This is a genomic window from Flavonifractor sp. An306 (genome assembly GCF_002159455.1).
Classification (GTDB): domain Bacteria; phylum Bacillota; class Clostridia; order Oscillospirales; family Oscillospiraceae; genus Flavonifractor.
On sequence record NZ_NFIQ01000037.1, the window covers coordinates 1 to 25,070 of the forward strand.

Annotated in this window: 23 protein-coding genes and 1 pseudogene; 12 read left to right on the forward strand and 12 right to left on the reverse strand. The window is 62.1% G+C overall.

What is annotated here, in order from left to right; genetic code table 11:
• Nucleotides 1-127: 127 nt before the first annotated feature.
• Nucleotides 128-397 carry a hypothetical protein gene (locus tag B5F88_RS10465; protein WP_087345508.1) on the reverse strand — a complete coding sequence of 90 codons (270 nt, stop codon included), beginning with the start codon at nucleotides 395-397 and terminating at the stop codon, nucleotides 128-130.
• Between the two features lie 328 nt (nucleotides 398-725).
• On the opposite strand from B5F88_RS10465, the gene B5F88_RS21380 reads away from it, so the two are divergent.
• Nucleotides 726-1,133 (forward strand): hypothetical protein, encoded by a 408-nt coding sequence (locus tag B5F88_RS21380; protein ID WP_242959730.1) that lies wholly within the window; start codon nucleotides 726-728, stop codon nucleotides 1,131-1,133.
• 735 nt (nucleotides 1,134-1,868) lie between these two features.
• On the opposite strand, the pseudogene B5F88_RS10475 reads toward B5F88_RS21380, so the two are convergent.
• From B5F88_RS10475 to B5F88_RS10500, 7 genes and pseudogenes are all read right to left on the reverse strand, one after another.
• Nucleotides 1,869-2,828, reverse strand: a pseudogene (locus B5F88_RS10475) (VWA domain-containing protein); the annotation flags it as partial.
• Between the two features lie 7 nt (nucleotides 2,829-2,835).
• Nucleotides 2,836-3,045 carry a VWA domain-containing protein gene (locus B5F88_RS21385; protein WP_242959732.1) on the reverse strand — a complete coding sequence of 70 codons (210 nt, stop codon included), beginning with the start codon at nucleotides 3,043-3,045 and terminating at the stop codon, nucleotides 2,836-2,838.
• Nucleotides 3,046-3,178: 133 nt separating this feature from the next.
• A complete protein-coding gene (locus B5F88_RS10480; protein WP_242959734.1) occupies nucleotides 3,179-4,288 on the reverse strand; it encodes a GntR family transcriptional regulator in 1,110 nt (369 codons plus the stop codon).
• Nucleotides 4,289-4,295: 7 nt separating this feature from the next.
• Complete coding sequence (locus tag B5F88_RS10485) at nucleotides 4,296-5,648, reverse strand: sulfatase-like hydrolase/transferase (protein WP_087345514.1); 1,353 nt, start codon at nucleotides 5,646-5,648, stop codon at nucleotides 4,296-4,298.
• A gap of 17 nt (nucleotides 5,649-5,665) precedes the next feature.
• The gene (locus B5F88_RS10490; RefSeq protein ID WP_087345517.1) at nucleotides 5,666-7,171 is read right to left on the reverse strand and encodes a tripartite tricarboxylate transporter permease; all 1,506 of its coding nucleotides are present in this window, start codon (nucleotides 7,169-7,171) and stop codon (nucleotides 5,666-5,668) included.
• Between the two features lie 15 nt (nucleotides 7,172-7,186).
• Complete coding sequence (locus tag B5F88_RS10495; RefSeq protein WP_087345520.1) at nucleotides 7,187-7,702, reverse strand: tripartite tricarboxylate transporter TctB family protein; 516 nt, start codon at nucleotides 7,700-7,702, stop codon at nucleotides 7,187-7,189.
• Nucleotides 7,703-7,798: 96 nt separating this feature from the next.
• Nucleotides 7,799-8,782, reverse strand: a complete 984-nt coding sequence (locus tag B5F88_RS10500) for a tripartite tricarboxylate transporter substrate-binding protein (RefSeq protein WP_087345523.1) — start codon at nucleotides 8,780-8,782, stop codon at nucleotides 7,799-7,801.
• A 458-nt stretch (nucleotides 8,783-9,240) separates the two neighbouring features.
• Here B5F88_RS10500 and B5F88_RS10505 point away from each other — a divergent pair, with 458 nt between their 5' ends.
• Nucleotides 9,241-9,426, forward strand: coding sequence for a hypothetical protein (locus B5F88_RS10505; RefSeq protein WP_087345525.1), 186 nt, complete (start codon nucleotides 9,241-9,243; stop codon nucleotides 9,424-9,426).
• A gap of 91 nt (nucleotides 9,427-9,517) precedes the next feature.
• Here B5F88_RS10505 and B5F88_RS10510 read toward each other — a convergent pair whose 3' ends face one another.
• A complete protein-coding gene (locus tag B5F88_RS10510; RefSeq protein ID WP_087345528.1) occupies nucleotides 9,518-10,204 on the reverse strand; it encodes a response regulator transcription factor in 687 nt (228 codons plus the stop codon).
• Between the two features lie 90 nt (nucleotides 10,205-10,294).
• Between B5F88_RS10510 and B5F88_RS10515 the strand changes: the two genes are divergently transcribed.
• From B5F88_RS10515 to B5F88_RS10555, 9 genes are all read left to right on the forward strand, one after another.
• Complete coding sequence (locus B5F88_RS10515; protein ID WP_087345531.1) at nucleotides 10,295-12,049, forward strand: ATP-binding protein; 1,755 nt, start codon at nucleotides 10,295-10,297, stop codon at nucleotides 12,047-12,049.
• A gap of 143 nt (nucleotides 12,050-12,192) precedes the next feature.
• Nucleotides 12,193-12,678, forward strand: a complete 486-nt coding sequence (locus B5F88_RS10520) for a cytidylate kinase-like family protein (RefSeq protein ID WP_087345533.1) — start codon at nucleotides 12,193-12,195, stop codon at nucleotides 12,676-12,678.
• 53 nt (nucleotides 12,679-12,731) lie between these two features.
• Entirely contained in the window at nucleotides 12,732-13,049 is a 318-nt protein-coding gene (locus B5F88_RS10525; protein WP_087345535.1) for a DUF1622 domain-containing protein, read from the forward strand.
• 20 nt (nucleotides 13,050-13,069) lie between these two features.
• Nucleotides 13,070-14,137, forward strand: coding sequence for a hypothetical protein (locus B5F88_RS10530; RefSeq protein WP_087345538.1), 1,068 nt, complete (start codon nucleotides 13,070-13,072; stop codon nucleotides 14,135-14,137).
• Between the two features lie 22 nt (nucleotides 14,138-14,159).
• Nucleotides 14,160-15,191: an FAD:protein FMN transferase gene (locus B5F88_RS10535; RefSeq protein ID WP_087345541.1), complete on the forward strand. Its 1,032-nt coding sequence runs from the start codon at nucleotides 14,160-14,162 to the stop codon at nucleotides 15,189-15,191.
• A gap of 31 nt (nucleotides 15,192-15,222) precedes the next feature.
• On the forward strand, nucleotides 15,223-16,530 hold the full coding sequence (gene rsxC / locus B5F88_RS10540) for an electron transport complex subunit RsxC (protein WP_087345544.1): 1,308 nt from the start codon (nucleotides 15,223-15,225) through the stop codon (nucleotides 16,528-16,530).
• Nucleotides 16,527-17,501: an RnfABCDGE type electron transport complex subunit D gene (locus B5F88_RS10545; RefSeq protein ID WP_087345546.1), complete on the forward strand. Its 975-nt coding sequence runs from the start codon at nucleotides 16,527-16,529 to the stop codon at nucleotides 17,499-17,501. The genes rsxC and B5F88_RS10545 overlap by 4 nt, the downstream gene beginning before the upstream one ends.
• Nucleotides 17,498-18,037, forward strand: a complete 540-nt coding sequence (locus B5F88_RS10550) for an FMN-binding protein (RefSeq protein WP_087345551.1) — start codon at nucleotides 17,498-17,500, stop codon at nucleotides 18,035-18,037. Before B5F88_RS10545 ends, B5F88_RS10550 begins: the two co-directional genes overlap by 4 nt.
• A 4-nt stretch (nucleotides 18,038-18,041) precedes the next feature.
• Entirely contained in the window at nucleotides 18,042-18,479 is a 438-nt protein-coding gene (locus B5F88_RS10555) for a hypothetical protein (RefSeq protein WP_087345554.1), read from the forward strand.
• Between the two features lie 322 nt (nucleotides 18,480-18,801).
• On the opposite strand, the gene B5F88_RS10560 is transcribed toward B5F88_RS10555, so the two are convergent.
• The 3 genes from B5F88_RS10560 to thrS form a co-directional block, all read right to left on the reverse strand.
• Nucleotides 18,802-19,287, reverse strand: coding sequence for a CYTH domain-containing protein (locus tag B5F88_RS10560; RefSeq protein WP_087345557.1), 486 nt, complete (start codon nucleotides 19,285-19,287; stop codon nucleotides 18,802-18,804).
• Nucleotides 19,288-19,299: 12 nt separating this feature from the next.
• A complete protein-coding gene (locus B5F88_RS10565; protein WP_087345559.1) occupies nucleotides 19,300-20,274 on the reverse strand; it encodes a lysine exporter LysO family protein in 975 nt (324 codons plus the stop codon).
• A gap of 447 nt (nucleotides 20,275-20,721) precedes the next feature.
• Complete coding sequence (thrS, locus tag B5F88_RS10570) at nucleotides 20,722-22,488, reverse strand: threonine--tRNA ligase (protein WP_087345562.1); 1,767 nt, start codon at nucleotides 22,486-22,488, stop codon at nucleotides 20,722-20,724.
• 652 nt (nucleotides 22,489-23,140) lie between these two features.
• Between thrS and B5F88_RS10575 the strand changes: the two genes are divergently transcribed.
• Nucleotides 23,141-25,069 carry an NAD(+) synthase gene (locus B5F88_RS10575; RefSeq protein WP_087345565.1) on the forward strand — a complete coding sequence of 643 codons (1,929 nt, stop codon included), beginning with the start codon at nucleotides 23,141-23,143 and terminating at the stop codon, nucleotides 25,067-25,069.
• Nucleotide 25,070: the final 1 nt, after the last annotated feature.

Below are 25,070 nucleotides of genomic sequence, written 5' to 3' on the forward strand. Positions count from 1 at the left end.
CGGTAATACCAGTACCCATTTTGATACCTCATACCCTGTACCCCCCCTTCTGCCGCCTTGCCTGCCCTCACAGGTGAGGCGGCGTTTTTTGTCCATATACAGGCTTTTGTCCCTTTTGTCCCTTTTGTCACGCCACACAAAAGCGGCGGGTGGTGGTGATCCGAGTGAATCGCTCCACCAGCTCAGGGGCGGCGGCTCTCAGGGCTTTGCTGTCCAGTCTGGAAGAGGTCACTGCCTTCCAGGTGATCTTATACTCCCCGGCCCGAAGTTCCTCAGTGTCGCCCATAGCGGCCTTGATAGCGTCCTTGATGGCCTCAGCCTCAGCCGTGGCCTCCTCAATCAGCGCCTGGAGCTGGCGCAACTCCCTGATCTTGCTTTCCAGTTCATTGGTGCCCATACTGTACCGCCCTTCCTCCCCACTTTAGGGGAAACTATTGGACAAGCGCCGGGGGCATTACGGCGTAGCGTTATTCTAAGTTCGTCTCAATCTCCCGTATCCCTTGCCGGTCTTACCTTGTGTTCTCGGCATCCACCTTGACTTGTCCCTCTCGACATTATGTATTATAATATATGGACGACAATATATCAATAGGCATAGTATACAGTATTGACGACAATATATTGTCTACATTGTATATGGACGGCAATAGACAAATATGCTAAAATAATGGCATACTGGAGAGGGTGTACCTATTTGTGACACCCCAGGAAAGGAGATGAGTGTAATGCCAGTATCAAAGGCACAGCAAAGAGCCGTTGATAGATATGTGAAAGAGAATTACGACCGCATAGAGATAAAGGTACCTAAAGGCCGAAAAGCAGAGATACAGACCCATGCAGAGGCCAGGGGCGAGAGCGTAAACGCCTTTATAGGGAGAGCCATTGCAGAGGCGATGGAGCGGGACAAGAGGCCCCAGGAGGCCCCAGCGGTACAGGATAACACCCAGGCCCAGGAGCGGACAGAAGATGTCCCCCTTCACACCCTGGAGCAGCGGATCCGAAAAAAACTGTATAAGTATGGGGCCACCATCCGCAAAGACCGCAAGAGCGGCGGCTATACCGTTGTATATGAGGACACGACCCTTGATTTCCCGGACTATGCCGCCCTGCTGGAGTATGCCGATAATCTTTAACCACGGAAAAATTCACAGTTAACTTTACCGCCCACGAAAGGGTGCAAAAGCCCCAGGCGCAGCGCCCAGGGCTTGACAGTGTAACAATAGCAGCCTATAATGAATATAGAAAGGGCGCTGCAACAAGCGGTTAGCCCGGTCAGAGAACTAGCTAGGCAAGCCTAGAACCGTCACCCTGCCCGGTGGCGGTTCTTGCCTTTTATCCGTATCGTTACAGTGAATCCGAAGATATGTAACGTGATGGTAATTGGCATGGCCTCACCCCCTTTCCGGGGATGTGGCTAACCGCCTGCCGTTGTGCAGCGCCATAGACAGAATAGCATAAAATCTGACAGGTGACAAGGGCATACACGGCGACCCTTTTTGACCCTTCAAAATACCCTTTAGCCGCTTTTCTACCCTTTACAACTATACACATTATTTACACTTTTTTAAAATATCAGGTAGTAGAAATACAGAGAATTACAGCAATTTACGCACAATAATCAGCATTTTTTAATTCAAGTCCTGTATCGTCCACCAGACCAATCCCCTGAAGCCGCAAGGCTTCGGGGGATTTTGCTTTGCCCGGAACAATGCTTCGCCTTTCTCTTCCGGCGGCTCCCCGAGATTCCAAACCGGAACAGGGACGAGGCTATTATACCGGTTTCTCCCCATCTTTTCAAGGCGGCGCGGCAGATATCAAGCGGGACGGCCCGGAGCGACCGGGCCGTCCCACAGGCGGCGGCAGACCTGTTACAGCGTAAAAACGGACTCACAGCAGCGGTAGTCCGTGTCAATGTTGTTGGCGAGAAAGCGTGCCTTTAATTTCCGGGGGCTGCACATGGCCCCGCCGGACACGCTCAGGTCCTCCGGCAGCACAAATTTCACGCACTTGACCAATACATCCCGGCACGTGGGGGAATCGTGGGCCGGAATGGTCATGGCCTTCATGCCCCGCTGGTGCTCCATGCCGTTCTGGTCCACCTCGGTGAGGATGGCCGCCAGGGCCACCCGTTTGCCGGGGCAGACGTTTTTGATGGTCACATCCATCTGAATGATCCGGCCCTGGGACGCCAGTTCAACGTCTCCCAGGTCCACCAGCACGGAATCTCGGCAGCCCTCCACCGTCAGCTCCACAGGCTGGGGACATGGTTCGGGATGCACCACAATCTCGCACTCCACCGTTACGGCGGGCTTGGGGAAGGAGACAAGGTTTCCCTCCCGGTCCGAATAGGTGATGGACTGATTGACCAGCTTGGTCCCGGACTGCTGACCCACATGGCGCACCAAAAACTCCAGCGCCGCGCTTTCACTGGCGGTTACCCCCAGCTCCAAAATATCCCACCGCAGAGAACGGGCGTCCAGCATGGTGGCGGTCCCCTTGGTGGGGGACAAAATGCTGGTTATGACAAAGTCCGGGTTGACCACCTCCTGGATGGTAATGTCGGTGGCGCCCGGTTTGGAGATGTTGGCGGCCAGCTCCGCGAAGAGCGCCTCCAGCTCGGCGGCGTCCGGCGTCACCGCCACATGGGAGGCGTCCGGGTCTGTGGCCCAGTTGTTCAGCGCGGTGACGTCCAGGCCGTCGGTGCCGATCAGGCCGATGCAGTAAATGATGATGCCCTGGGCTCTGGCCGCGGCCGCCACCGGGGCAGGCGGTGCGCCGGCGGTGGTGTTGCCGTCGGTAAACATGACCATGACCTTGGCATTGGAGGAATTGGGATCAAAGAGCTGGGTGGCTTTGACAAAGGCGTCGGCATGGTTGGTGCCGCCGCTGGCCGGCCAGGCTGCCGGAGCGGTCCAGGACCAGCACGATGTCCGTGGGATTGGCTACGATGTCCGGCGCGGCCGTCAGGGCCAGCGTCACACGGAAAGCGCCGTCGCAGGCAATGCGGTCGGCGCTGATCACTTTGTTGGAATTTGTAATACCCATGTGTATTACCTCCTTCTGGGAAAGGCTCCCGCCCTATCCTATGAGCGGCCCCGTCAGATGGCCCCTTCCCTGTGCGGCGGCCTGGAGGCGATAAAAAACGCTCTGAGCGGTTCCGGACCGCTCAGAGCGTTTTTTACAAGGTGCGGATGGAGCTGCCCTCGTAAATCTTTGGTTTCATCACATAGGTATAGTTTTTATCGTCGCAGTCCCGGCGCTGGATCATGGTCATCAGCCGGGTGGCCACCAGGCGGCCCATCTGCTGGCCCTGGTGGACGGAGCAGGTGATCCCCTCCGCCTCCCAGTTTTGGCCCGAGTAGTCAAAGCACACCAGCGAGCAGTCCTCCGGCACCCGCTTGCCCTGGCTCTCCAGCACCCGGCGCACCAGGCGGTAGATCATGTAATTGCAGCACACCACGGCGGTATACTTGGGCAGCCCTTTCAAAAAGTGGTCGATGGTGCGGGCAAAGCGCTGGTCATGGGCCTCATTGGAGACGCACCACTTGATGTAGTCGTCCTGAAACTCCACCCCCCGCTTCTGCATGGCAGCGGCGGTGCCCTGGAACTTTTCAATGCTCTGGTAATTGTCATAGACAAAGATGCCGGCAATGAGCCTGTGGCCCCGCTCGATGAGCATGCCCACCAGCCGGTCGGCGCACTCCAGGTCGTTGACGATCACCCGGGGATAGCGCAGGTTTTTGTAGTAATTGTTATAGAAGATGACCGGGATGTGCCGCCGGTAGATCTCCCGGTAGCAGTCCAGGTTTGGGTTGAGCAGGCTCGCCTTGACCCCGTCGATGATGAAGCCCTGGAAGTTCTGATGAACCACCGTTTGCAGGCAGTTGCGCTCGTTGGAGAACTTGTTGTCGGTAAAAAACACCCGCAGGTCCACCTGGTCGGCGGGCAGCACGCCCTTGATCCCCTCCAGCAGGGCGGAGTTGGCGTCGGCGTCCTGGCCCTGGAGGATCAGGCCGATTTTCAGCAGGGCGGAGCCGGTGTCCAGCTCCCGGGACAGGGCCACCTCTTTGTTGATGTAGGTGCCGCTCCCCTTCACCCGCCGGACCAGCCCCTCCCGGGCCATCCGCTCCAGCGCGGCGCGCACCGTCTCCCGGCTCATGTCCAACCGGCGGCACAGTGCGTTTTCCGAAGGCAGCTTCAGGTTGCCGGAAAACTTGTTCTCGTCGATATAGGCCATCAGCCAGTGGTAGACCTCATCCGTCTTTTTGCCAGAGCCCGCCAAGCGCACCCTCTCCTCAGTCCGTTATGGTGGGCCGGCGCCCCTCCGCCTTCTCCAGCCAGTCCAGCAGACGTCCGCGCAGCTCCTCCTTCACCTGGCTGTAGGCCGGGTCGGCCACCACATTGTTCAGCTGCCAGGGGTCGGCCTTCAGGTCGTAGAGGAAGTCGTCGGCGTAGACGTCCGCCGCCGCCGCCTCGCCGCCGTTGACACCGGGGGCGTAGACCGAATAGAGATACTCCGGCGTGCGCACGCAGCGGCCCACCCGGCTCTCGGAGATCTGGGCAAACACCTGGTTGGGTCTATTATCATTCTTTTTCTCCACCACGTCAAGGAGGTTCTCCCCGATCATGGCCTCCCCCACATCCACGCCGGCCATGGCCAGGATGGTCTTGGGCAGGCTCTCGGTGCTCACCAGCTCCTCCACCGCCACGCCGCCCCGGAAGGGTCCGCCGGCAATGACCAGGGGCACGTGGAGGGCCCCGTCGTGGCAGGTGCGCTTGTAGTCGTCATAGCCGTTTAGGTGGCTGTCGGTGTTGCGGGTCTTGAAGTGGGAGCCGTGGTCGGAGGCGAAGATGATGATGGTGTTGTCATACAGCCCCTCCCGCTTCAGCCGCTCCACCAGCCGGCCCAGATTTTCGTCCAGGCTGGCGCACTGGCCCAGATAGTCGGGGTACTCCTCCGCCGCGTTGCCCTGGAGCACCTCCAGGTCGTGGGGGAGCACGAAGTTTTTGTACTTCTCCTTGGACCCCTCCGGCCCCTCGTAGTGGCCCCGGTCGTTCTGGTGGTGGGGCTCGATCTGGGAGATGGTCATGAAAAAGGGCTTTTTGCCGTCGTACTGGTCAAAAAACTCCAGCGCCAGGTCGGTGATGCAGTCGGCCCGGTAGCCCTTGAAGTCGATGCGGTTGTTGTTTTCATCAAACACGTACCCGTCATAGCCGTGGGAGGTAAATTCCAGCACGTCGGCGGCCCGCCAGAAGCCGGTGTAGCCTCCCCGCAGCTCCCTGGGCACGGCGGTGATGGTGTGGTCGATGGTGGGGGGCTTCTCCAGCTCGCCGTCGCTGGCCAGGTGCCACTTGCCGATGTAGGCGGTCTCATAGCCCGCCTCCTCGATGTAGTTGGCCAGGGTCTTTACCCCGGCGGGGAGCATGATGTTGTTGCGGAAGCAGCCGGTCTCGGTGGGGTACTTGCCGGTCTGGAACAGGGCCCGGCAGGGGCCGCACACCGGCTGGGGAGAGAAGGCGTTGTCAAATTTCACCCCTTCTCCCGCCAGGCGGTCCAGGTTGGGGGTAATATCCAGGGGCTGGCCAAAGCAGCCGCAGGTATCCCAGCGCTGCTGGTCCGTAAAGTAGAATAAAATGTTGTATGCCATATGCCCGTACTCCTTCCTTACTGTGAAGCGGCCGCTTTGGCGGCTTTCTGCTCCTTCAGCTTTCCCCGGATGATAGCGGCCACCGCCACGATGATCAGCGCCAGGAAAATCTTGCAGTAGATGCTCTGAACGAAGATGGAGGGGTCCCCGTTGGAAATGAGCAGCGCCCGGCGGAAATTGGTCTCCGTCATGCGGCCCAGCACCAGGCCCAGCAGGATGGGCACCGGGGGCAGGTCCAGCTTGCGCAGCACCCAGGCCAGCACGCCGAACACCAGGGCAACGGCCACGTCAAAGTAGTTCTCATTGACCGAGTAGGCGCCGGCAAAGCAGAAGATGACGATGATGGGGGTGAGGATCTCCTGGGGGATGGACACCACCTTGGCGAACAGGGAGGTGAGGAATTTGCCCTGGAGGAACATGAACAGATTCACCAGGATCAGGCCCAGCATGATGGCGTACATGATGTCGCCGTCTGTGGTAAAGAGGGACAGGCCGGGATTCAGGCCGTTGATCATCAGGGCCGAGAGCATGATGGCCACCGTTCCGTCGCCGGGGATACCCAGGGTCAGCAGGGGGATGAGGGTGGCGCCGGTGACGGCGTTGTTGGCCGACTCGGCGGCGGCGATGCCCTCCACCGAACCGTGCCCGAACTCCTCAGGGTGCTTGGACAGGTTTTTGGCGGTGTTATAGCTGAACCAGGAGGCCTCGGAGGCGCCGGTGCCCGGAATGATGCCCACCAGCACGCCGATGATGGAGGACATGAGCACCGGCCGGGCCATGCGCTTGTACTCCTGGCGGGTGATCTTGCCGTCGTCCTTGATTTTGCGGGTATCCATGTGCAGGTCCCCCCGCTTTTTCTCCACCTTGGCCAGGATCTCCACCAGGGCGAACAGACCAATGAGGCACACCGCCAGGTCCAGGCCCAGGTACAGCCGGGGGATGCCGAAGGTGAAGCGGTCATAGCTGGTCATGGGGTCGGTGCCCACGCAGGAGATGAGCAGGCCCAGGCAGGCCGAGACCAGGCCCCGGATGATGCTCTTGCCCGACACGCCGGCAATGATGGTCAGGCCGAACACGCAGACCATAAAGTACTCGGCGGTACCCAGCTGGGCGGCCACCTTGGCCACCTGGGGTCCCAGGAACAGCAGCATCAGGGCGGAGAAAATGCCGCCGAAGGTGGAGGCATACAGGGCGATTTTCAGGGCGGCCTTGGTGCGGCCCTGCTGGGACAGCGGGTGCCCGTCCAGCATGGTGGCTGCGGCGTGGGGGGTGCCCGGTGTGTTGATCAGAATGGCGGACACGCTGCCGCCGTAGCCGCCGGCACAGTAGATGCCCAGCAGGAACATCATGCCGGGAATGGCGGTCATGGTGTAGGTGACCGGCAGGAAGAGAATGACGCACAAAATAACGCTCAGGCCGGGAATGGCGGCAAAAACCGCGCCCACAAACACGCCGATGTTAATCCACAGGATATTTTCCAGCGTGAAGAGAAGGCCGGTAGCGGGGGCTATGTATTGCAGCATGAAAAGACCTCCTCCTTAAAAATCCACATTCAGTACAAACCGGAAGGCCGCCCAGATGGCCACGGCCAGGGTCAGGGTAATGGCGTAATAGCTGGGCTTTCTGCAGCGGAAGTAGACCAAAAAGCCCAGCGAGCACACCAGGGCGCCCACCACGAACAGGTCGGTGACCCGGGCCAGCAGATAGGAGACCACCAGAATCGCCAGGATCACCAGCGCTTTCAGCTCCGTCTGCAGATGGATGTCCTTCCAGTTCATGGGCCGTTTGGTGGCCAGCTTGTACAGCTCCTTGCCCACCAGCATGGCGCAGCAGAGCATCATGACCACCATCAGCAGGGTAGGGAAGGCGCGGCCGTCCACCGCGTCCTTGTCGGAGACCACCACCTGATTGGGCATGACCAGCAGGATCACCACCGCGAACAGGAAAAAGACAATGCCTGCCGTCAGGTCCACCGGAATACGCAGCTGCTTTTCCCCCAGCCGCTCTCCCAAGGCGTCCATGCGGGCATACAGGCGATCCACCCATTGTTTCATATTGTACAGACCTCCTCTCACGGACAAAAATCGGCGCAAAAGGGGGAATGGGAGGGCCTATCCATCCCATTCCCCCATCATCACGGTTTACCGCGCTCAGCCGGCGACGATATCCTTATACTCGTTGACGATGTTCTTCACGTTTTCCACGTGGGCGTCCATGTCCTCCTGGGACATGGTGTCCACTTCCAGCAGCATGGTGTCCTGGAGCCAGGTGACCACTTCCTCATCGGCCAGGATCTTGCCGTACAGCTCCTTGAGCTGGGCCACGGTCTCCTCGTCGGTGCCCGCCCGGGCCATGATGAAGCAGCGGTTGCGGAAGTAGGGATAGCCATACTCGCCCACGCCCTCCACGCCGGCGAAGGGGCCGTTCTCCAGGGGCTTCTCGTCAAAGGCGCACACGATGGTCACGCCGTCCTGCTGATAGGTCTCCTGGATCTGGGACTGGTGGGAGACGGCGAACTGGGTCTCGCCCTTGGCCACCGCCTGGGCGGCCTCGGCGGCGGACTGGTAGGCCACCAGCTTCAGCTGGTCCCCCGCCCCCATCTTACCGAACAGGGAGGCGGCCAGGAAGGCCTCGGAGCCGGTGGCGCCGTTGACGGCCACGCTGATCTCCCCGCCCTGGCCCACAAAGGCCTCCAGCTCGGAGATGTTGTTGATGTTCAGCTCCTTGTCGGCGGAGAGTACGAAGATGGAGGAGTACAGGTTCTCCACAAAGACAAAGTCATCCTGGGTAAACTGCATCTTGGAGGGGTCGATGATGGAGGTGATGGACAGCAGGCCCTCACCCACAAACACCAGCTCGGGGTCGTTGGCCTCGGTGTCCATGACCCAGGTGTTGACGGTGGCGGCGTCGCCGGCAATGGCCTCGGCCACCAGGGTGATGGTGTCGGAGTACTCGGTGGACTTGGCCGCCGCCTTCTGGCTCACCATGGCGGCCACGCCGGAGGGCGCCCAGGGGCAGGTCACCTTCCAGCTGGCGCTTTTCCCGCCGCCGCCTCCGGAGCTGTTGCCGCAACCGGCCAGCAGGCCCAGCGACATGACCACTGCAAGAGACAAACTAAGTAGCCGTTTTTTCATTCTTTACACTCCTTCTCATTTTGTATCATTTCTCCAGTTTTTAGGCTTTTTATCTCGCCTGTTATATTTAATTTACCATTGGGTCTGATTGAAATGCAACAAATCTTTAAAAGAATAGCATAAAGTTGTATGGTTATAGTGATATTTTTGCAATGTTGTATTTTTATTTTTCTTTTTTTATGCAATATGCACATTTTCCCCTGCCGGAACTGTACAACCTTACCCAGCCTTTGGATTTGACCGGGTCCGGCCGGAGCTGAACCTGTCTGATTTTCTGCTTCCGCAGGCGCCCGGCGGGTTAGTCCGGCGCCCCCGGCAAAATACGACAGGATCTTCGCAATTTCACCCGTTATTTTCGCAGGAGCCCCTACGGGCTTCCGTATTTGTTATACTGGGCCGTAGCATCTCAGACCCACTCCCTTTACAGGCCAAAACCGAAACATGACAGGTGAGCAAGCATGAAAAAACACGTTGTGTACATTCTGGTAGGGATTGCCGTTGTGTCAGGCGCCGTTATCGCCTGGTGGGGCATTCCATTTGCATATGCCGAACGGGGATATTTTGCGCTGGGCGGTGAATGGCTGCTGGTCCTGGCCGCGTTTCTCCTGCCGTTTGTGTGTATGTCTGCCCCCTGGCGCTTATAAAGCCGGCGCCCTTTCCCGCTGGACGGACTGAGCCGCTGTTTCCCCTGGAAACAGCGGCTCAGTAAAATTTTTCCGGCAAAAGGCGCTTTGGCTATGGGACCACAAACCGATACCCCAGCCCCCGGACGGTCTGGATATACCGGGGCTTGGAGGGGTTCTCCTCAATCTTGGCCCGGAGCCGGTTGATGTAGACCATGATGGCGTTTTCGTCAATAATGGCCGACCCCCACACCAGATCGTAAATCATATCCTTGGAAAAAATGTGATTTACATTGTCCATAAACAGCTTGATCATGGCGTTTTCCTTGGAGGAGAGGGGAATTTCCACCCCGTCTTTATAGAAGCGCAGGGTGCTGGTATTGTACTGGAAGGGGCCGGCGGCGAGCACCTGCTCCGCGCCGGGCAGATTGCCCCGGCTGCGGCGGATGAGCGCCTTCACCTTCGCGGCCAGGGTGACGGGGTTCAGCGGCTTTGTGATGTAGTCGTCGGCCCCGATATCCAGGCCGTAGAGGGTGTCGTAATCCTCCTTCCGGCCGCTGACAATCACAATAGGGATCTTGCTGCCCTGCCGCCGGATGTGCTGGATCACCTGAAACCCGTCCATGCCGGACAGATTGATGTCCAGCAGGAGCAGGTCATACTGCTTCTGCTTCAGCAGCTCCAGGCACGCCTCCCCCGACTCGGCGGTGTCCGCCTGAAGGCCGTTGCTGCTGATGACTTTATACAGCATGGTGAGAACCGCCTGATCATCGTCCACAATAAGCACCTGGTCCGCCACGGTGCATCCCCCTTTACACATCCTGTTTCCTACAGTATGATATCCAGTATAAAAGAATCTTACAGGCTTTGGCAAGGGGGAGCATGAGAATTGAAGCAATTCATCCGGCAGGAGCGCAAAATTCTGATTGCCGCGCTATTGACCCTCGGCCTGATCTGCATGGGGATTGTGATGGTATTCCGCGTGTTCCAGCAGTACGAAAGCCTCATCATTGAACATGAGGACCGGCAGCTTCTGGGCCTGGCCCGCTCGGTTGACCGGAGCATCACCAGCTACCTGCAGCAGTTTTTGCGGGATCTGGAGCACACTGTGCGGCGGGCCGGGCTGGAGGAGGCGGAGGCGGCCTATCGGGAGGGCGAAAGCGCCGCAGGCATTGGGCAGAATCTACAGGACACCCTCCTGTGGGACCATCCGCTGACCTACGACATGCTGTGCATGGACGGGGACGCCGTTGTCTATTCCGCCCGGGGCAGAACCGACTACACCTTCCCCGCCCGGGCCGGACTGGATGGGGAAATCCGCATTGGGCCATGTATCGACGGGACGGGCGCCATTTATCTCTCGTTTCTGAAAACCAGCGACGGGGGCCTGCAATACGGCGTGCTGGTCAGCCTCACCGATTTCTACCAGGCCGTGGCGGGAAACCTGATTGCCGGGACCCAGGACCGCATTCTGCTGCTGGACGCGGGGGGAAGGGCGGTGCTCTACCAGACCGAGGCGGGCCCTGGGGCGGCGCTGATATCCGACGGCCTGCCGGAAGGGGTCTATTCCGACGAGCTGGATATCCTGCTGAGCTGCCAGAGCGCCGGAGCGGAATCCGCCGTCTTTTACCAGGCGGGGGACGGCCGGGAGGAGGACGCTTACACGGCACGGATGGCGGCCCTCCCCGCCGCCGGCAACAACGGCGTGTTTTCCGTGGGGGCCTCCCTCAATTATGAGACCGTCAAGCGGCCCATCCACATGGCCACCATACGGCTTGCCGCATACAGCAGCATGATCATCACCGGCATCCTGCTGCTGCTGACCCTCATTCTGTTTGTGGCCCGGCGCAATGTGAGGGCCCAGCAGGAGGTGCTCACCCTCCGGGAGCGGAATCTGGCCCTGGAGGCGGTGACAAAAAAGACCCAGGCCCTGGCCCATCATCAGCGGCTGGAGATCATCGGCACCCTGACCTCCAGTATTGCCCATGAATTCAACAACCTGCTGACCCCCATCATGGGCTATTCCATCCTGGTCCTGGAAAAGCTGCCGCCGGACGCCGAGGAGCTGTATGACAACGTACTGGAGATCTATGAGGCCTCCCGCAAGGCAAAGACCATCATCTCCCGGCTCTCCGACCTCTCCCGGAAAAACACCCCCCTCACCTTCCAGTATGTGGCGCCGGACGAGCTGGTGCGGCGGGTTCTGGAGATTTCCGCCCCGGCCAAGCCGCCCAGGGTGGAGGTGGTCAGCCGGCTCCACTGCCGCCACCTCTGGGTGCGGGGCAACGAGATCCAGCTGTCCCAGATGCTGCTGAACCTGGTTTTGAACGCCTATCAGGCCATGGAGACCGACGGCGGGACCCTGACCGTCACAACCGAACAGGACGGGGATGCCGTCTGCTTCCATGTGGCCGATACAGGTCCGGGAATCGCCCCCGACCTGCTGGAGCACATTTTTGAGCCCTTCTTCACCACCAAGGAGCGGGGAAAGGGCACCGGGCTGGGCCTGGCCATCGTGCAGCAGGTGGTCCAGGATCACCAGGGCAGCGTTTCAGTCCACAGCCAGCCGGGCCGGGGGACCACCATCACCGTCCGCCTGCCCCTCCCGCCGCCGGACCCGGAGGGCGGGGACAACCACATATGACCCCAAAGGGGGATGGACGCCGCTTCCCACAGCGGCGTCCATCCCCCTTTCTTAATAAATATTAAGGGTGGAGTAATGGCCCATTAAGCAGAGATTGTTATAATTTTGTCAAATTCCTTTGGGGCGCGAAATGGAGCGGTCAAATGATTATCACCATTACACGGAAGTTCGGCAGCGGCGGGCGGGAGATTGGCCGGCGGCTGGCGGAACGTCTGGACATTCCCTATTACGACGTGGACTTCCTGCCCCAGCCCGGCGACGACGGCTGGCGGGAGCAGCTCCTCCGGCTGGCGGAGGGGGGGCCCTGCGTCATGGTGGGCTTTTGCGCCGACTTTGTGCTGGCCGGCCGGGAGGGCCTGATGCGCATTTTCATTCACTGCGACATGGAGCGCCGCCTGGAGCGGATCATGAAGGAAAACAGCCTCTCCCGGGAACAGGCCCAGCGGGAGGCCCTGTACCAGGACCGGGAGCGGTCCCGGCTGTACGGCTGCTATACCGGGGCAAAATGGGCCGATCTGGACCGGTATGACCTGACGGTCAACAGCGGCCTTCTGGGCACGGAGGGCACCGTGGAGCTGCTGGGCCAGTTTGTGGCCCTGAATGTGATGCGCAGGCGCAGAAGTCCCTGAGTCCGGAGGGAGCCACAACCTTGCCGATGTTGTATCAGGAGTGGAGGCTGCTTATGCTGAAACAATGGATTGAAACCGCGCTGCCCACGCTGATCTCCCTGCTGGAGCTGATGGGCATTTTCGTGGTGGCGGTGTCGGCGGTCGGCGCGTTTATCCGCTATGTGAAGGGGCTTATCACCCATGCGGAGGGGGACGTGAAGTTTGCCCTGGCCAACGGCCTGGCCATCGGCCTGGAGTTCAAAATGGCGGCGGAGATTCTGAAAACAGTCCTGGTCCATGAGCTCAACGAGCTGATATTTCTGGGCGCTGTCATCCTGCTGCGGGCGCTGCTGTCGTTTTTGATTCACTTTGAAATGAAACAGACCCACTAATCATTCAGGAGGTACTACATATGAAGAAACTGCTTGCCTTGATCCTGACCGGCGCGCTGACAATGGGCGCCCTGTCCGCCTGCGGCGGCACGGCGGTGGTGGCCGTGCCCCCGCCCCAGGAGTCCGAACCGGCAACCCCCACCCCCGACCAGCCCCGGGAGCCCTCGGGCGAAGCGGTCAAGACCGGCCTCTACCTGAGCGCCAGCGTGTCGGGCAGCAAAAGCGCCGCCGACGGCGAGGACGGCCTCGGTCAGGCCGACATTGACCTGGTGGCCGTCACCGTAACCGACGAAGGGGTCATCGACTCCTGCGTGATTGACTCCATCCAGTCAAAGGTCAGCTTTGACGCCGCCGGGAACGTGACCGCCGACCTGACCGCCCCGGTGCCCACCAAAAACGAGCTGGGCAGCGACTACGGCATGGGCCAGTACAGCCCCATCGGCAAGGAGTGGAACCAGCAGGCCCAGGCTCTGGCCGACTATGTGGAGGGCAAGACGGTGGAAGAGCTCCAGGGCATCGCCGTAACCGAGGAGGGCAGGCCCGCTGACGCCGACCTGGCCGCCTCCGTCACCATATCCATCGGCGGCTACCTGGACGCCATCCAGCAGGCCGTGGCCAACGCCACCCACCTGGGCGCCAGCCAGGGGGACCGGCTGGCCCTCACCACCTCCACCAACGTGGCCAGCAGCAAGAGCGCCACCCAGGAGGAGGACGGGCTGATCCAGACCTACGCCACCGTGGCCGCCGTCACCCTCAACGGCGACGTGATCACCAGCTGCTACATCGACGCGGTGCAGGCCAACGTGAATTTCGACACCGCCGGCACGGTCACCTCCGACCTGACCGCGGCCCAGCCCTCCAAAAACCAGCTGGGGGACGATTACGGCATGAAGAAGGCCAGCTCCATCGGCAAGGAGTGGTATGAGCAGGCGGCCGCCTTCTGCACCTACGTCACGGGCAAGACCCTGGACCAGGTGGCGGGCCTGGCCGTCACGGAGACGGGAGCCGCCGCCGACGCCGACCTGGCCGCCTCCGTCACCCTTTCCATCGGGGAGTTCCAGGCCCTGCTGGCCAAGGCCGGCGCCTGAGCCCGCCCGGAAGCGCAGGCATATGAAGCGGATCCTTACCCTGCTCCTCCTGCTGGCCCTGCTCTGCGGATGCACGGCGGCGCCGGCGGAGCCCACCGGCGGGCTGAAGCGCTACCAGGCCACCTTCCTGACGCTGTTCGACACGGTCACCACCATCGTGGGGTACGCCGAGTCGGAGGAGGCCTTCACCGCCACCGCCCAGGCCATCCACGACCAGCTGCTGGAGTACCACCAGCTCTACGACATCTACAACGAGTATGAGGGGCTTTCCAACATCAAGACCATCAACGACCACGCCTGGGAGCAGCCGGTGGAGGTGGACCAGCGGATCATCGACCTGCTGCAGTTCTCCAAGGAGCTGTATACCCAGACCGGGGGCAGGGTCAACATCGCCATGGGCAGCGTGCTCCGCCTGTGGCATGACGCCCGGGAGGCTGGCATCCAGGACCCCGGGGCGGCGGCCCTGCCCGATGGGGAGGCCCTGGAGCTGGCCGCGGCCCACACCGATATAGACAGCATCCAGATTGACCCGGAACAGGGCACCGTGTTTCTCTCCGACCCGGAGGTCAGGCTGGACGTGGGGGCCATTGCCAAAGGCTACGCCGTGGAACAGGTCTGCCGGAACGCCCCCTCCGGGCTGCTCATCAGCGTGGGCGGAAACGTCCGGGCCACCGGCCCCAAGCCGGAAAACGGCCAGCCCTGGGTGGTGGGGGTCCAGGACCCGGATGATTCCGAGCAGTACCTCCACACCCTTTACGTAAAAGACCGCTCCGTGGTCACCAGCGGAGATTACCAGCGGTATTTCACCGTGGACGGCGTGGCGTACCACCACATCATTGACCCGGACACCCTCTTCCCCGCCGGCTATTGGCGGGCGGTCACCATCCTGTGCGGGGATTCCGGCGTGGCGGACGCCCTCTCCACCGCCCTGTTCACCCTGCCCCAGGAGGAGGGCCAGGCCCTGCTGGACGCCTTCGGGGCGGAGGCCATGTGGGTGCGCCCGGACGGAACCGTCCTGTACAGTCCGGGATTTCAGGCGTATATCCGAGTGTAGACTGAGCGCTCGTATGATTGAGGTGTAAAGAATGAGAAAACTGTTTTGGGGCGGCATCCATCCGGAGGGGCACAAGGACCTCTCCCGGGGGGCGGCCCCCGTTCCCGCGCCCCTGCCGGCGCAGGTGGTTTTGCCCATGCTCCAGCACATCGGCGCGGCCTGCACCCCTGTGGTGAAGGTGGGGGATCAGGTGCGGCTGGGCCAGAAGATCGGTGACGGCGAGGGGGTCTGCGCCCCCATCCACGCCTCCGTCTCCGGCAAGGTGGTGGCCGTGGAGCCCCGCCCTCATCCCAACGGACAGGATGTACTGTCGGTGGTCATCGAAAACGACTACATGGACACCCCCGACGATACCCTGAAGCCCCATCTGACCCACAAGGACCTCTCTGCCGAGGAGATCCTCCGCGTCATCCGGGACGCGGGCATCGTGGGCATGGGGGGCGCCACCTTCCCCACGGACGTGAAGGCCTTTTCCGCCCTCGGTCAGGTGGACTACGTCATCATCAACGCCTGTGAGTGCGAGCCCTACATCACCGCCGACGACACCCTGCTGTGTACCTACCCGGAGCAGGTGACCCGCGGCACGGAGATTCTCCTCCACGCCCTCACCCCCAGGCACACCGTAATCGCCGTGGAGGACAACAAGCAGGAGGCCATCCGGATTCTGGGGGAGGCCCTGCCCAAAGAGGGGTCCATTGAGCTGCGGGTGCTCCCCACCCGCTACCCCCAGGGCGCGGAAAAGCAGCTGATACAGGCGGTCACCGGCCGGCAGGTCCCTCCGGGAAAGCTGCCCGCCGCCGTGGGCTGCGCCGTGTTCAACGCGGCCACCGCCGCCGCCGTTTACCAGGCGGTCTATGAGGGCAAGCCGGTCACCCGCCGGATCGTGACCGTGACCGGCGACGGCGCCGCCGCCCCCAAGAACCTGATCGTCCGCATCGGCGCCACCTTCCAGCAGACCCTGGAGGCCGCCGGCGGCATGTCGGAGGAGACCCAAAAGGTACTCTCCGGCGGCCCCATGATGGGCGTGGCCCAAAAGAACTTGTCCGTGCCGGTACTCAAGGGCACCAACGCCATTCTGTGCCTGAAGGGCGCCGCCCCCCAGTCCCAAACCCCCACCTGTATCCGCTGCGCCAAGTGCGTGTCCGTCTGTCCCATGCATCTGCAGCCGCTGTACCTGTACCGCTTTGCGCAGGCCGGAAACCTCCGGGAGCTGGAGCGGCTGCACCTGACGGACTGTATCGAGTGCGGCAGCTGCGCCTACAGCTGCCCGGGCCAGCTCCCCCTGGTGGAGCGGTTCCGCAGGGGCAAACAGCAGCTGAAGGAGGCGAACAGAGCATGAATCTGCTGGTAACATCCTCTCCCCATATCCATAGCGGCGCCCGCACCAGCCGCCTGATGGGCGACGTGCTTCTGGCGCTGCTCCCCGCCCTCTTTGCCGGCGTGTGGTTTTTCGGGCTGAGGGCCCTGGTGCTCACCGGGGTCACCGTGCTCTCCTGCCTGCTCTCCGAGTGGCTTTTCCGCATGCTCACCAGGCAGAGCAACACCCTGCCCGACCTCTCGGCGGCGGTGACCGGCGTGCTGCTGGCCATGACGCTGCCGGCCTCCGTCCCCTATTGGCTGGGGGCGGTGGGAGGCGTCTTTGCCATCGTGGTGGTCAAGGGCCTCATCGGCGGCCTGGGCCAGAATATCTTCAACCCCGCCCTGGCCGCTCGGGCCCTTCTGGTCCTGCTCTGGCCCAGCTGGATGGTGCGGTACGCCCCGGCGGGCGCAGCGCTGGATCCGATGTCCATGTCGGTGGATATCGTCTCCGCCGCCACCCCCCTCCACCACATGGTCATGCCCGCCCTGCCCACAGAATCCCTGCTGGATGTGTTTCTGGGGAACATGGGCGGGTGCATCGGCGAGGTGTCCGCCCTGGCCCTGCTGCTGGGCGGCGGGTATCTGATGCTCCGCAGGGTGATCTCCTGGCGTATTCCCGCGGCCTACCTGGGCTCTGTGGCCCTGCTCACCCTGATGTTCTCCAAGGGACAGGACCCTGTCCAGTGGATGCTCTACAGCCTGATGTGCGGCGGCGTGCTGCTGGGGGCCCTCTTTATGGCCACCGACTACGCCACCTCCCCTGTGACCCCCGGGGCCCAGCTGCTCTACGGGGTGGGCTGCGGCGTGCTTACGGTGCTGCTGCGCTACTACGGCCTGTTCCCGGAAGGGGTCACCTATGCCATTTTGCTGATGAACGCCTGTGCCTGGAGCCTGGACCGGCTTGCGCCGCCCAAGCGCTTCGGCGCCGTGAAAGGAGGGGGCGTACAGTGAAGCGAATACCGTGGCTTCAGCCTGTGGCCGCCCTCCTGCTGGCGGCGCTGGTCCTGTTTGCGAGCTCCGCCGTGCTCTCCCCCATCGCCAAGGAGCAGGAGGAGCAGGAGCTGCAGTCCATCCTGTCCACCCTCCTGCCGGGGGCGGACAGCTTCACCCAGGAGGCCTATACGGGAGAGGACGAGGCCATCTCCGCCGTATATAAGGCGGAAAACGGCTACGTGATCGAAACGGTCACGGCGGGATACGCCGGGGACATCACCATGCTGGTGGGCGTCCACTCCGACGGCTCCATTTCCGGCCTGGTGGTACGGGACATGCAGGAGACCTACGGTCTGGGCATGAAGGCCCTCTCCGACGTGGCGTTTCTGTCCCAGTTCCTCTGGAACGGCACCTCGTTCACCGTGGGGGAAAATGTGGACGCCCTCACCGGGGCCACCGTGACCTCCAAGGCCGTAGCCAAGGCGGTCACCTCGGCCAGCGCCTTTGTGACCGGCGCGGATATCGGCTCCAGCGCCACGGAATGGGGAGGTTGATGTGATGAAAAACGCCTATCGTCTGAATACCTTCCTGGCGGCGGTGACCGGCCTGGTATTTCTGGGATACCTGCTGATCCAGACCTATTCCCCCGCCGCCATCCTCCCCCCGGTGGACCTGATGCTGGTCAGCGGCCTCTCCCTGCTGGCCCTTGTTCTGGAGTCCTACTCCGGGCCCCGGGTGGAGCGGCGGGTCTGGCCCATGGTGGCCCTGCTGGGCGGGGTAACCTTCGCCCTGCTCCCCCTGGCCGCCGGACTGGTGGCCCTTCAGGAGCTGCTCCGGTTCACGGTGGTGAGCTGCGGGGCCTTTCTGGTGCTGACCTTCCTGTTTACCGCCATCTGTGAGCGCCTGGCCTCCGGCCCGGCGGGCAGGCTGGCGCCGCTGCTCTCCGCCGGCGTGCTGTTTCTGGCCGTTCAGGGGTGCAGCAGCCTGTTCCTGTAACCTGACCAACAGAAAAAACAACTGAACAGGTCCAATAAAAGCGGACAATAGACAAAACGCCCCCTGTATAGGAAAATAAACCTATGCAGGGGGTATTGGTATATGCAGGGCATCCTGTATCTTCCCGTGACCCATGATCTCCAGAATAACAGCATCGCGGCTCACAAGAGCGGAATACACATAAGCGCATCCGGCTAAAGACTGGAGAGGTATCGCTTGCGCGACGCCTCTCCACCTAAAAACTCAATATTTCCTACCAGGGGTCCTTTCGGTGCTGTCCGCACAATCTGGGGCAGCTCATTAGGACAGCGGGCATTTGGGGTCAGCAGGAAACTCTGGTGCGCGCCCAGTAGGCGGCCATGCTCTCGCCGCTCTGGCCGGTGGTCTCCCGGCTGAGATAGGTCCGTAGATTTTCCGGCGGGACCCAGGCCCGGGCGGCGGCCTCGTCGGGGAACTCCACCTCGGCGTAGAAAAAGCCGGTGTCCAGGTCACGGTCTACCTGATTTACTTCCAGAATCAGCCCGCCGGGCAGGGGATAGCGGCGCTGCTCCTTCTGGATCATGGGGCCGGTGAGCATACCGGCCAGGGCCTGGTACTGCGCCGCCGTCACCGGCAGCTCGATCTCCTCCCGGACCAGGCCGCCCTTGCCCTTGAAGCAGACAATATACTGGCAGGGACCGCCCTGGCGGGCCTCCCGCCGGATCCGGACGGCGGGGTGGGTGGCGAAATAGCCCTGGTCCATGTGGATCACGGCGGCGTGCTCCAGCTCCGGCCAGCCGTTGACCAGCCAGCGGCGTTCAATTTCCATAAAGCGCCTCCTTTAGAAGGGCAGAGCCACGATGGCGGGCACCAGAATGGGCACCGCCAGGGAGAGCACCACGCCGGAGGTAAAGGAGTAGATGGTGATGCGCTCATGGGTGGCGCCCACCACCACCGGCAGCACCGTGTCCATGGCGGCGGCGCCGGGCAGGGCGGCGCACTCCACATAGCCGATGTACCGGGCCACCAGGGGGATAAACAGGATGGAAAAGATCTCCCGCATCACGTTGGACAGGAAGGCCACCGCGGAGACCGACAGGGAGTAGGGGGCCAGCAGGGTGGGGGCCAGGGAGTACCAGCCCATACCGGAGGCGGCGGCCATGGAGTCCTTGATCCCCAGGGGGAGGATCAGCCCCGCCAGGGCGGCAAAGACCAGGGTACCGGCGCACACCGCCACCGGCACCAGCAGTACCTGGAACCCGGCGGCCTTGATGTCGCTGATGAGGGTGCCCTGCTTGCCCATGTCCATGCCCACCATGAACAAAAGCAGATAGAGGCCGAAGTTGATCACCGTGCCGCAGTGGGCGGTGACGGCGGGGGGAAAGACGAACCGGCCGGCCAGCATACCCAGCACCACCGCAATGACGATCCACTTGGTCAGGGAGTTGTCCGCCTTACCGGCGGTGTGGCCCTCCTGCTCCTGGGTCTGGGCCGAGCCCCGGGGCAGGCCGAACCGGTCCAGCTTCAGCACGAACCGCCGCAGCAGGGAGAGAAAGAGGATGGAGCCCACCATGGCCAGCACCGTGATGAGCAGGGCGGCCAGGCCGATCTGCCCCAGGGAGGAGATAACCTCGTCGTTGGCCCCCAGGTTGACCCCCAGGGTGACAATGAGGATCATCAGGGCCACAAACTGCAGCTTGCCCACCCAGACCAGGGGGCGGCTGCGGACCCCCTTCCGGGAGCCGATGAATGCTCCGACGACCACCAGGGCGATGTAGATTGCCAGATTTGTGAGGGTGCTCAGGGTGGTACCCATAACCATCCGTCCTTTGTGCAAAAAATAGGCCGAGACGCCGCCCGGCAGAGCACATTCTAACATATCCCACAGGGAAAGTCCACCCCAAGAAGGCGGGGTACAGAGGCCCAGCTGCCCCGAGGGAAAGGCTCGTTCTGAGGCATGGCACCAATGGCGGCAAGCTGGCAGGGGAAAAACGCAGCGGTCTCCAGTTTTGCCGGGTGACAGGCCGCCGGGCGGCAGCCGGAGTACCGATTTGCGGGAGCCAAACCGAGCCTTGCGGGCTGAGGATTTGCCAGCCGCAGAAAATCCAGCCGCCGCCATGGGCCCCGGGTCCGGGCCGAAGCCCGGCGGCCTTTCGCCCCTTTCCGCCGGTGGAAAGGGGCCCGCCGGAGGCGTAATACTCCCAATCAACGACAAAAGCCCGCCGGAGGGATTTCCCTCCGGCGGGCCTGTTTCTGTTAAAAGTTACTTCTGCTCCCGGGCCTTGGTGTCCACTTCCTCCTTCAGCTGGGCGGCGAAGGCGTCGAAGGACATGACGGTCTGATCGCCGTGGCGGTTGCGGACGGCCACATCGCCGCTCTCGGCTTCCTTGTCGCCCACCACCAGCATATAGGGCACCTTCTCCAGCTGAGTGTCCCGGATCTTCTTGCCGATCTTCTCATTGCGGTGGTCCACCTCCACACGGTAGCCCAGCGCGTCCAGCTTGGCGGATACCTGGTCGGCGTAGGCGGCGGCACGGTCGGTAATGGGCAGCACCTTCACCTGCACGGGAGCCAGCCAGGTGGGGAAGGCGCCGGCGAAGTGCTCGGTGATCACGCCGATAAACCGCTCGATGGAGCCCAGCACCACCCGGTGGAGCATGACGGGGCGGTGCTTCTGGCCGTCCTCGCCGGTGTACTCCAGTTCGAAGCGCTCAGGCAGCTGGGAGTCCAGCTGAACGGTGCCGCACTGCCAGGTACGGCCCAGAGAGTCGGCCAGATGGAAGTCCAGCTTGGGGCCGTAGAAGGCGCCGTCGCCCTCGTTGACCACAAAGTCCTTGCCCATCTCGGTAATGGCCTCTTTCAGAATGTCCTGGTTGTGCTCCCACTGCTCCACGGTGCCGATATGATCCTCAGGCATGGTGGACAGCTCGATCTGATAGGGCAGGCCAAAGACGGAATACACCTCGTCAAAGAGCTTGACCACGTTCTTGATCTCGTCCTTCAGCTGCTCCTGGGTCATGAAGATGTGGGCGTCGTCCTGAGTGAAGCAGCGCACCCGGAACAGGCCGTGAAGGGCGCCGGACAGCTCATGCCGGTGGACCAGGCCCAGCTCGCCCACACGCAGGGGCAGGTCCCGGTAGCTGTGGGGCTCGCTGGAGTAGACCAGCATGCCGCCGGGGCAGTTCATGGGCTTGATGGCAAAGTCGGTGTCGTCAATAACGGTGGTATACATGTTGTTTTTGTAGTGGTCCCAGTGGCCGGAGCGCTCCCACAGCTGGCGGTTGAGCATGATGGGGGTGGAGATTTCCACATAGCCGTAGCGCTTGTGGACCTGGCGCCAGTAGTCAATCAGGGTGTTGCGCAGCACCATGCCCTTGGGCAGGAAGAAGGGGAAACCGGGGCCCTCATCCCGCAGCATAAACAGGCCCAGCTCCTTGCCCAGCTTCCGGTGGTCACGCTTCTTGGCCTCCTCGATACGGGCCAGGTACTCGTCCAGCTCATCCTTCTTGGGGAAGGCGATGCCGTAGATGCGCTGCAGGGTCTCCCGGTTGGAGTCCCCCCGCCAGTAGGCGGCGTTGCAGGCGGTGAGCTTGATGGCGTTGCCCTTGATCCGGCCGGTGGAGTCCAGGTGGGGGCCGGCGCACAGGTCGGTAAACTCCCCCTGCTTATAGAAAGAGATGTGGGCGTCCTCCGGCAGGTCCTGGATGAGCTCCACCTTGAAGGGCTCGCCCTTCTCCTCCATGAACTTGAGAGCCTCTTCACGGGGCAGCTCAAACCGCTCCAGCTTCAGCTTCTCCTTGCAGATTTTGCGCATCTCCGCCTCGATCTGCTCCAGGTGCTCGGGGGTAAAGGCGAAGGGGGCGTCCATATCGTAATAGAAACCCTCGTCGATGGAGGGGCCAATGGCCAGCTTCACCTCGGGCCACAGCCGCTTCACGGCCTGGGCCATCACATGGGAGCAGGTGTGCCAGTAGGTCTTGCGGTACTCGGGATTTTCAAAGCTGAATTCGTTCTTGACTTCTTCGGACATCATAATTCCTCCTTAACAATTTGGGGCGGAGGGTAATAAAAAACGCCTCACCCCTGATTGGTCAGGGGTGAGGCGCGAAAAAACGTCCCACGGTTCCACCCTGCTTGCATAGAGCGCGGAGGCGCCCGTTTGGAGGGCGCGCAGCGTGACTTCATGCCGCTTGTGACTTCCTGTAACGGGAAAGCCCCGGCCCGGTCATCCCGGGCGGCTCGGGAGTGGTACAGCCGCCGCGTGTCGTGGGACCCTTCCACCAGATGGGCCCCTCTCTGTCCGCCGCTGTGCGGGTTCTTCTCCGTCCATGCCAATTTTACAAGGGCAATATATCACCAAATGCCCGCCCTGTCAAGCGGGAAGGACAGGAAAGAAGGGCGGGCAAAAAATGAAATTAACAGTTTATTCACAATGGGGACACGATTTAGCCTTATTTACCAGGTATGATACACACAGATTCAGAGATGAATCGAATGCAAGACCATCCTCCCAAACCAATTCCTCTCTTATCCCTCTCCAACACCTTTGCAAACACACACAACACACACCCAAAAAGCCCCGGCCTTTGGCCGGGGCTTTTTGGGCCTTCGCGTTGCAATCGTCTGGAAATTGGGGTATGATAAAATCAAATTCCGTGTTGATACAAAAGGAGGCGCTGTCTATGCGCGACGGATTTGTGAAAGTGGCCGCCGGCACCCCCAGAATCCGGGTGGCCGACTGCCGTTACAACGCCGAACAGATTTTTACCCTCATGCGGGAGGCCGACAAGCAGGGGGTTAAAGTGCTGGCCCTGCCGGAGCTCTGCCTCACCGGCTACACCTGCGGGGACCTGTTTCTCCAGCCCACTTTGCTGAAGGGGGCGGAGGAGGGCCTGCGCACCATTCTGGACGCCACCAAGAATCTGGACATGGTGGCCGCCGTGGGCTTGCCGGTGTGGAATAAATGGGACAACAAACTGTATAACTGCGCGGCGGTGATACAGAGCGGAGAGATTTTGGGGCTGATCCCCAAGACCTACCTGCCCAACTACGGGGAATTTTATGAGGGGCGCTGGTTCGCGTCGGGGGCCGGGGTGGACGACTCGGTGAGCCTGTGCGGGGAGCAGGTGTCCCTCTGTGACCGGCTGGTCTTTGCCTGCAACAACCCCGACCTGCCCGAGCTGGTGATCGGGGTGGAGCTGTGCGAGGATCTGTGGGCGCCCGAGCCCCCTTCCGCCGCTCTGGCCCGGGCGGGAGCCACCGTCATTCTGAACCTGTCGGCCTCCAACGAGCTGGTGGGCAAGGCCTCCTACCGCCGGGGGCTGGTGTCCGGCCAGTCCGGCCGGCTGGTGTGCGGCTATGTGTACGCCGACGCCGGGGAGGGGGAGTCCACCACCGACCTGGTGTTTGCCGGGCACAACATCATCGCCGAAAACGGCGGGATCCTGGCCCAGCGGCGGTTTGCCTGCGGCCTCACCGTCAGCGAGCTGGACGTGAAGCGGCTCACCTATGAGCGGCAGCGGATGAACACCTACAGCGCCGACAAGAGCCGGGAGATCTGGCGCATTGCCTTCGACCTGGAGCTGGCCGACACCCGGCTGACCCGGCCCGTGTCCCCCACCCCCTTCGTGCCCCAGGACCAGAACGACCGGGCGGAGCGGTGCAACGAGATTTTGTATATCGCCGCCCTGGGTCTGAAAAAGCGGCTGGAGCACACCGGCGCCAAGACGGCGGTGGTGGGCCTGTCCGGCGGGCTGGACTCCACCCTGGCGGTGCTCATCACCGCCCTGTCCATGGAGATGCTGGACCGCCCCGCCAGCGATATCATCGCCGTCACCATGCCCTGCTTCGGCACCACCGACCGCACCCGGTCCAACGCCGTGCTGCTGGCCCAGCGGCTGGGCTGCACCCTCAAGACCATCGACATCGGCCGGGCGGTGAAGGTCCACTTTGAGGACATCGGCCAGTCCATGGAGGACCACGACGTGACCTTCGAGAACGGCCAGGCCAGAGAGCGCACCCAGGTGCTCATGGACATCGCCAACCAGACCGGCGGGCTGGTCATCGGTACCGGGGACCTCTCCGAGCTGGCCCTGGGCTGGTGTACCTACAATGGAGACCACATGAGCAACTACGCTGTCAACGCCGGGATCCCCAAGACCCTGGTGCGCCATCTGGTCAGCTTTATCTCCGACGACAAGGAGGCGGAGGATCCCCAGCTCTCCGGCGTGCTCTCCGACATTCTGGACACCCCCGTGTCCCCCGAGCTGCTCCCCGCCATCGAGGGGCAGATCGCCCAAAAGACCGAGGATCTGGTGGGCCCCTACGAGCTCCACGACTTCTACCTCTATTATGCCATCCGCTGGGGCTTCCCGCCCCGGAAGGTGCTCCGCCTGGCGGAGCAGGCCATGGGCAAGCGGTATGACCGGGCTACCCTGCTCAAGTGGCTGAACAGCTTCTACCGCCGCTTCTTCTCCCAGCAGTTCAAGCGCTCCTGCCTGGCCGACGGCCCCAAGGTGGGCTCGGTGGCCCTGTCCCCCCGTGGGGACTGGCGGATGCCCTCCGACGCGGTGGCCGCCCTGTGGCTGGAGGAGCTGGAGGGCCTGAGCTGAC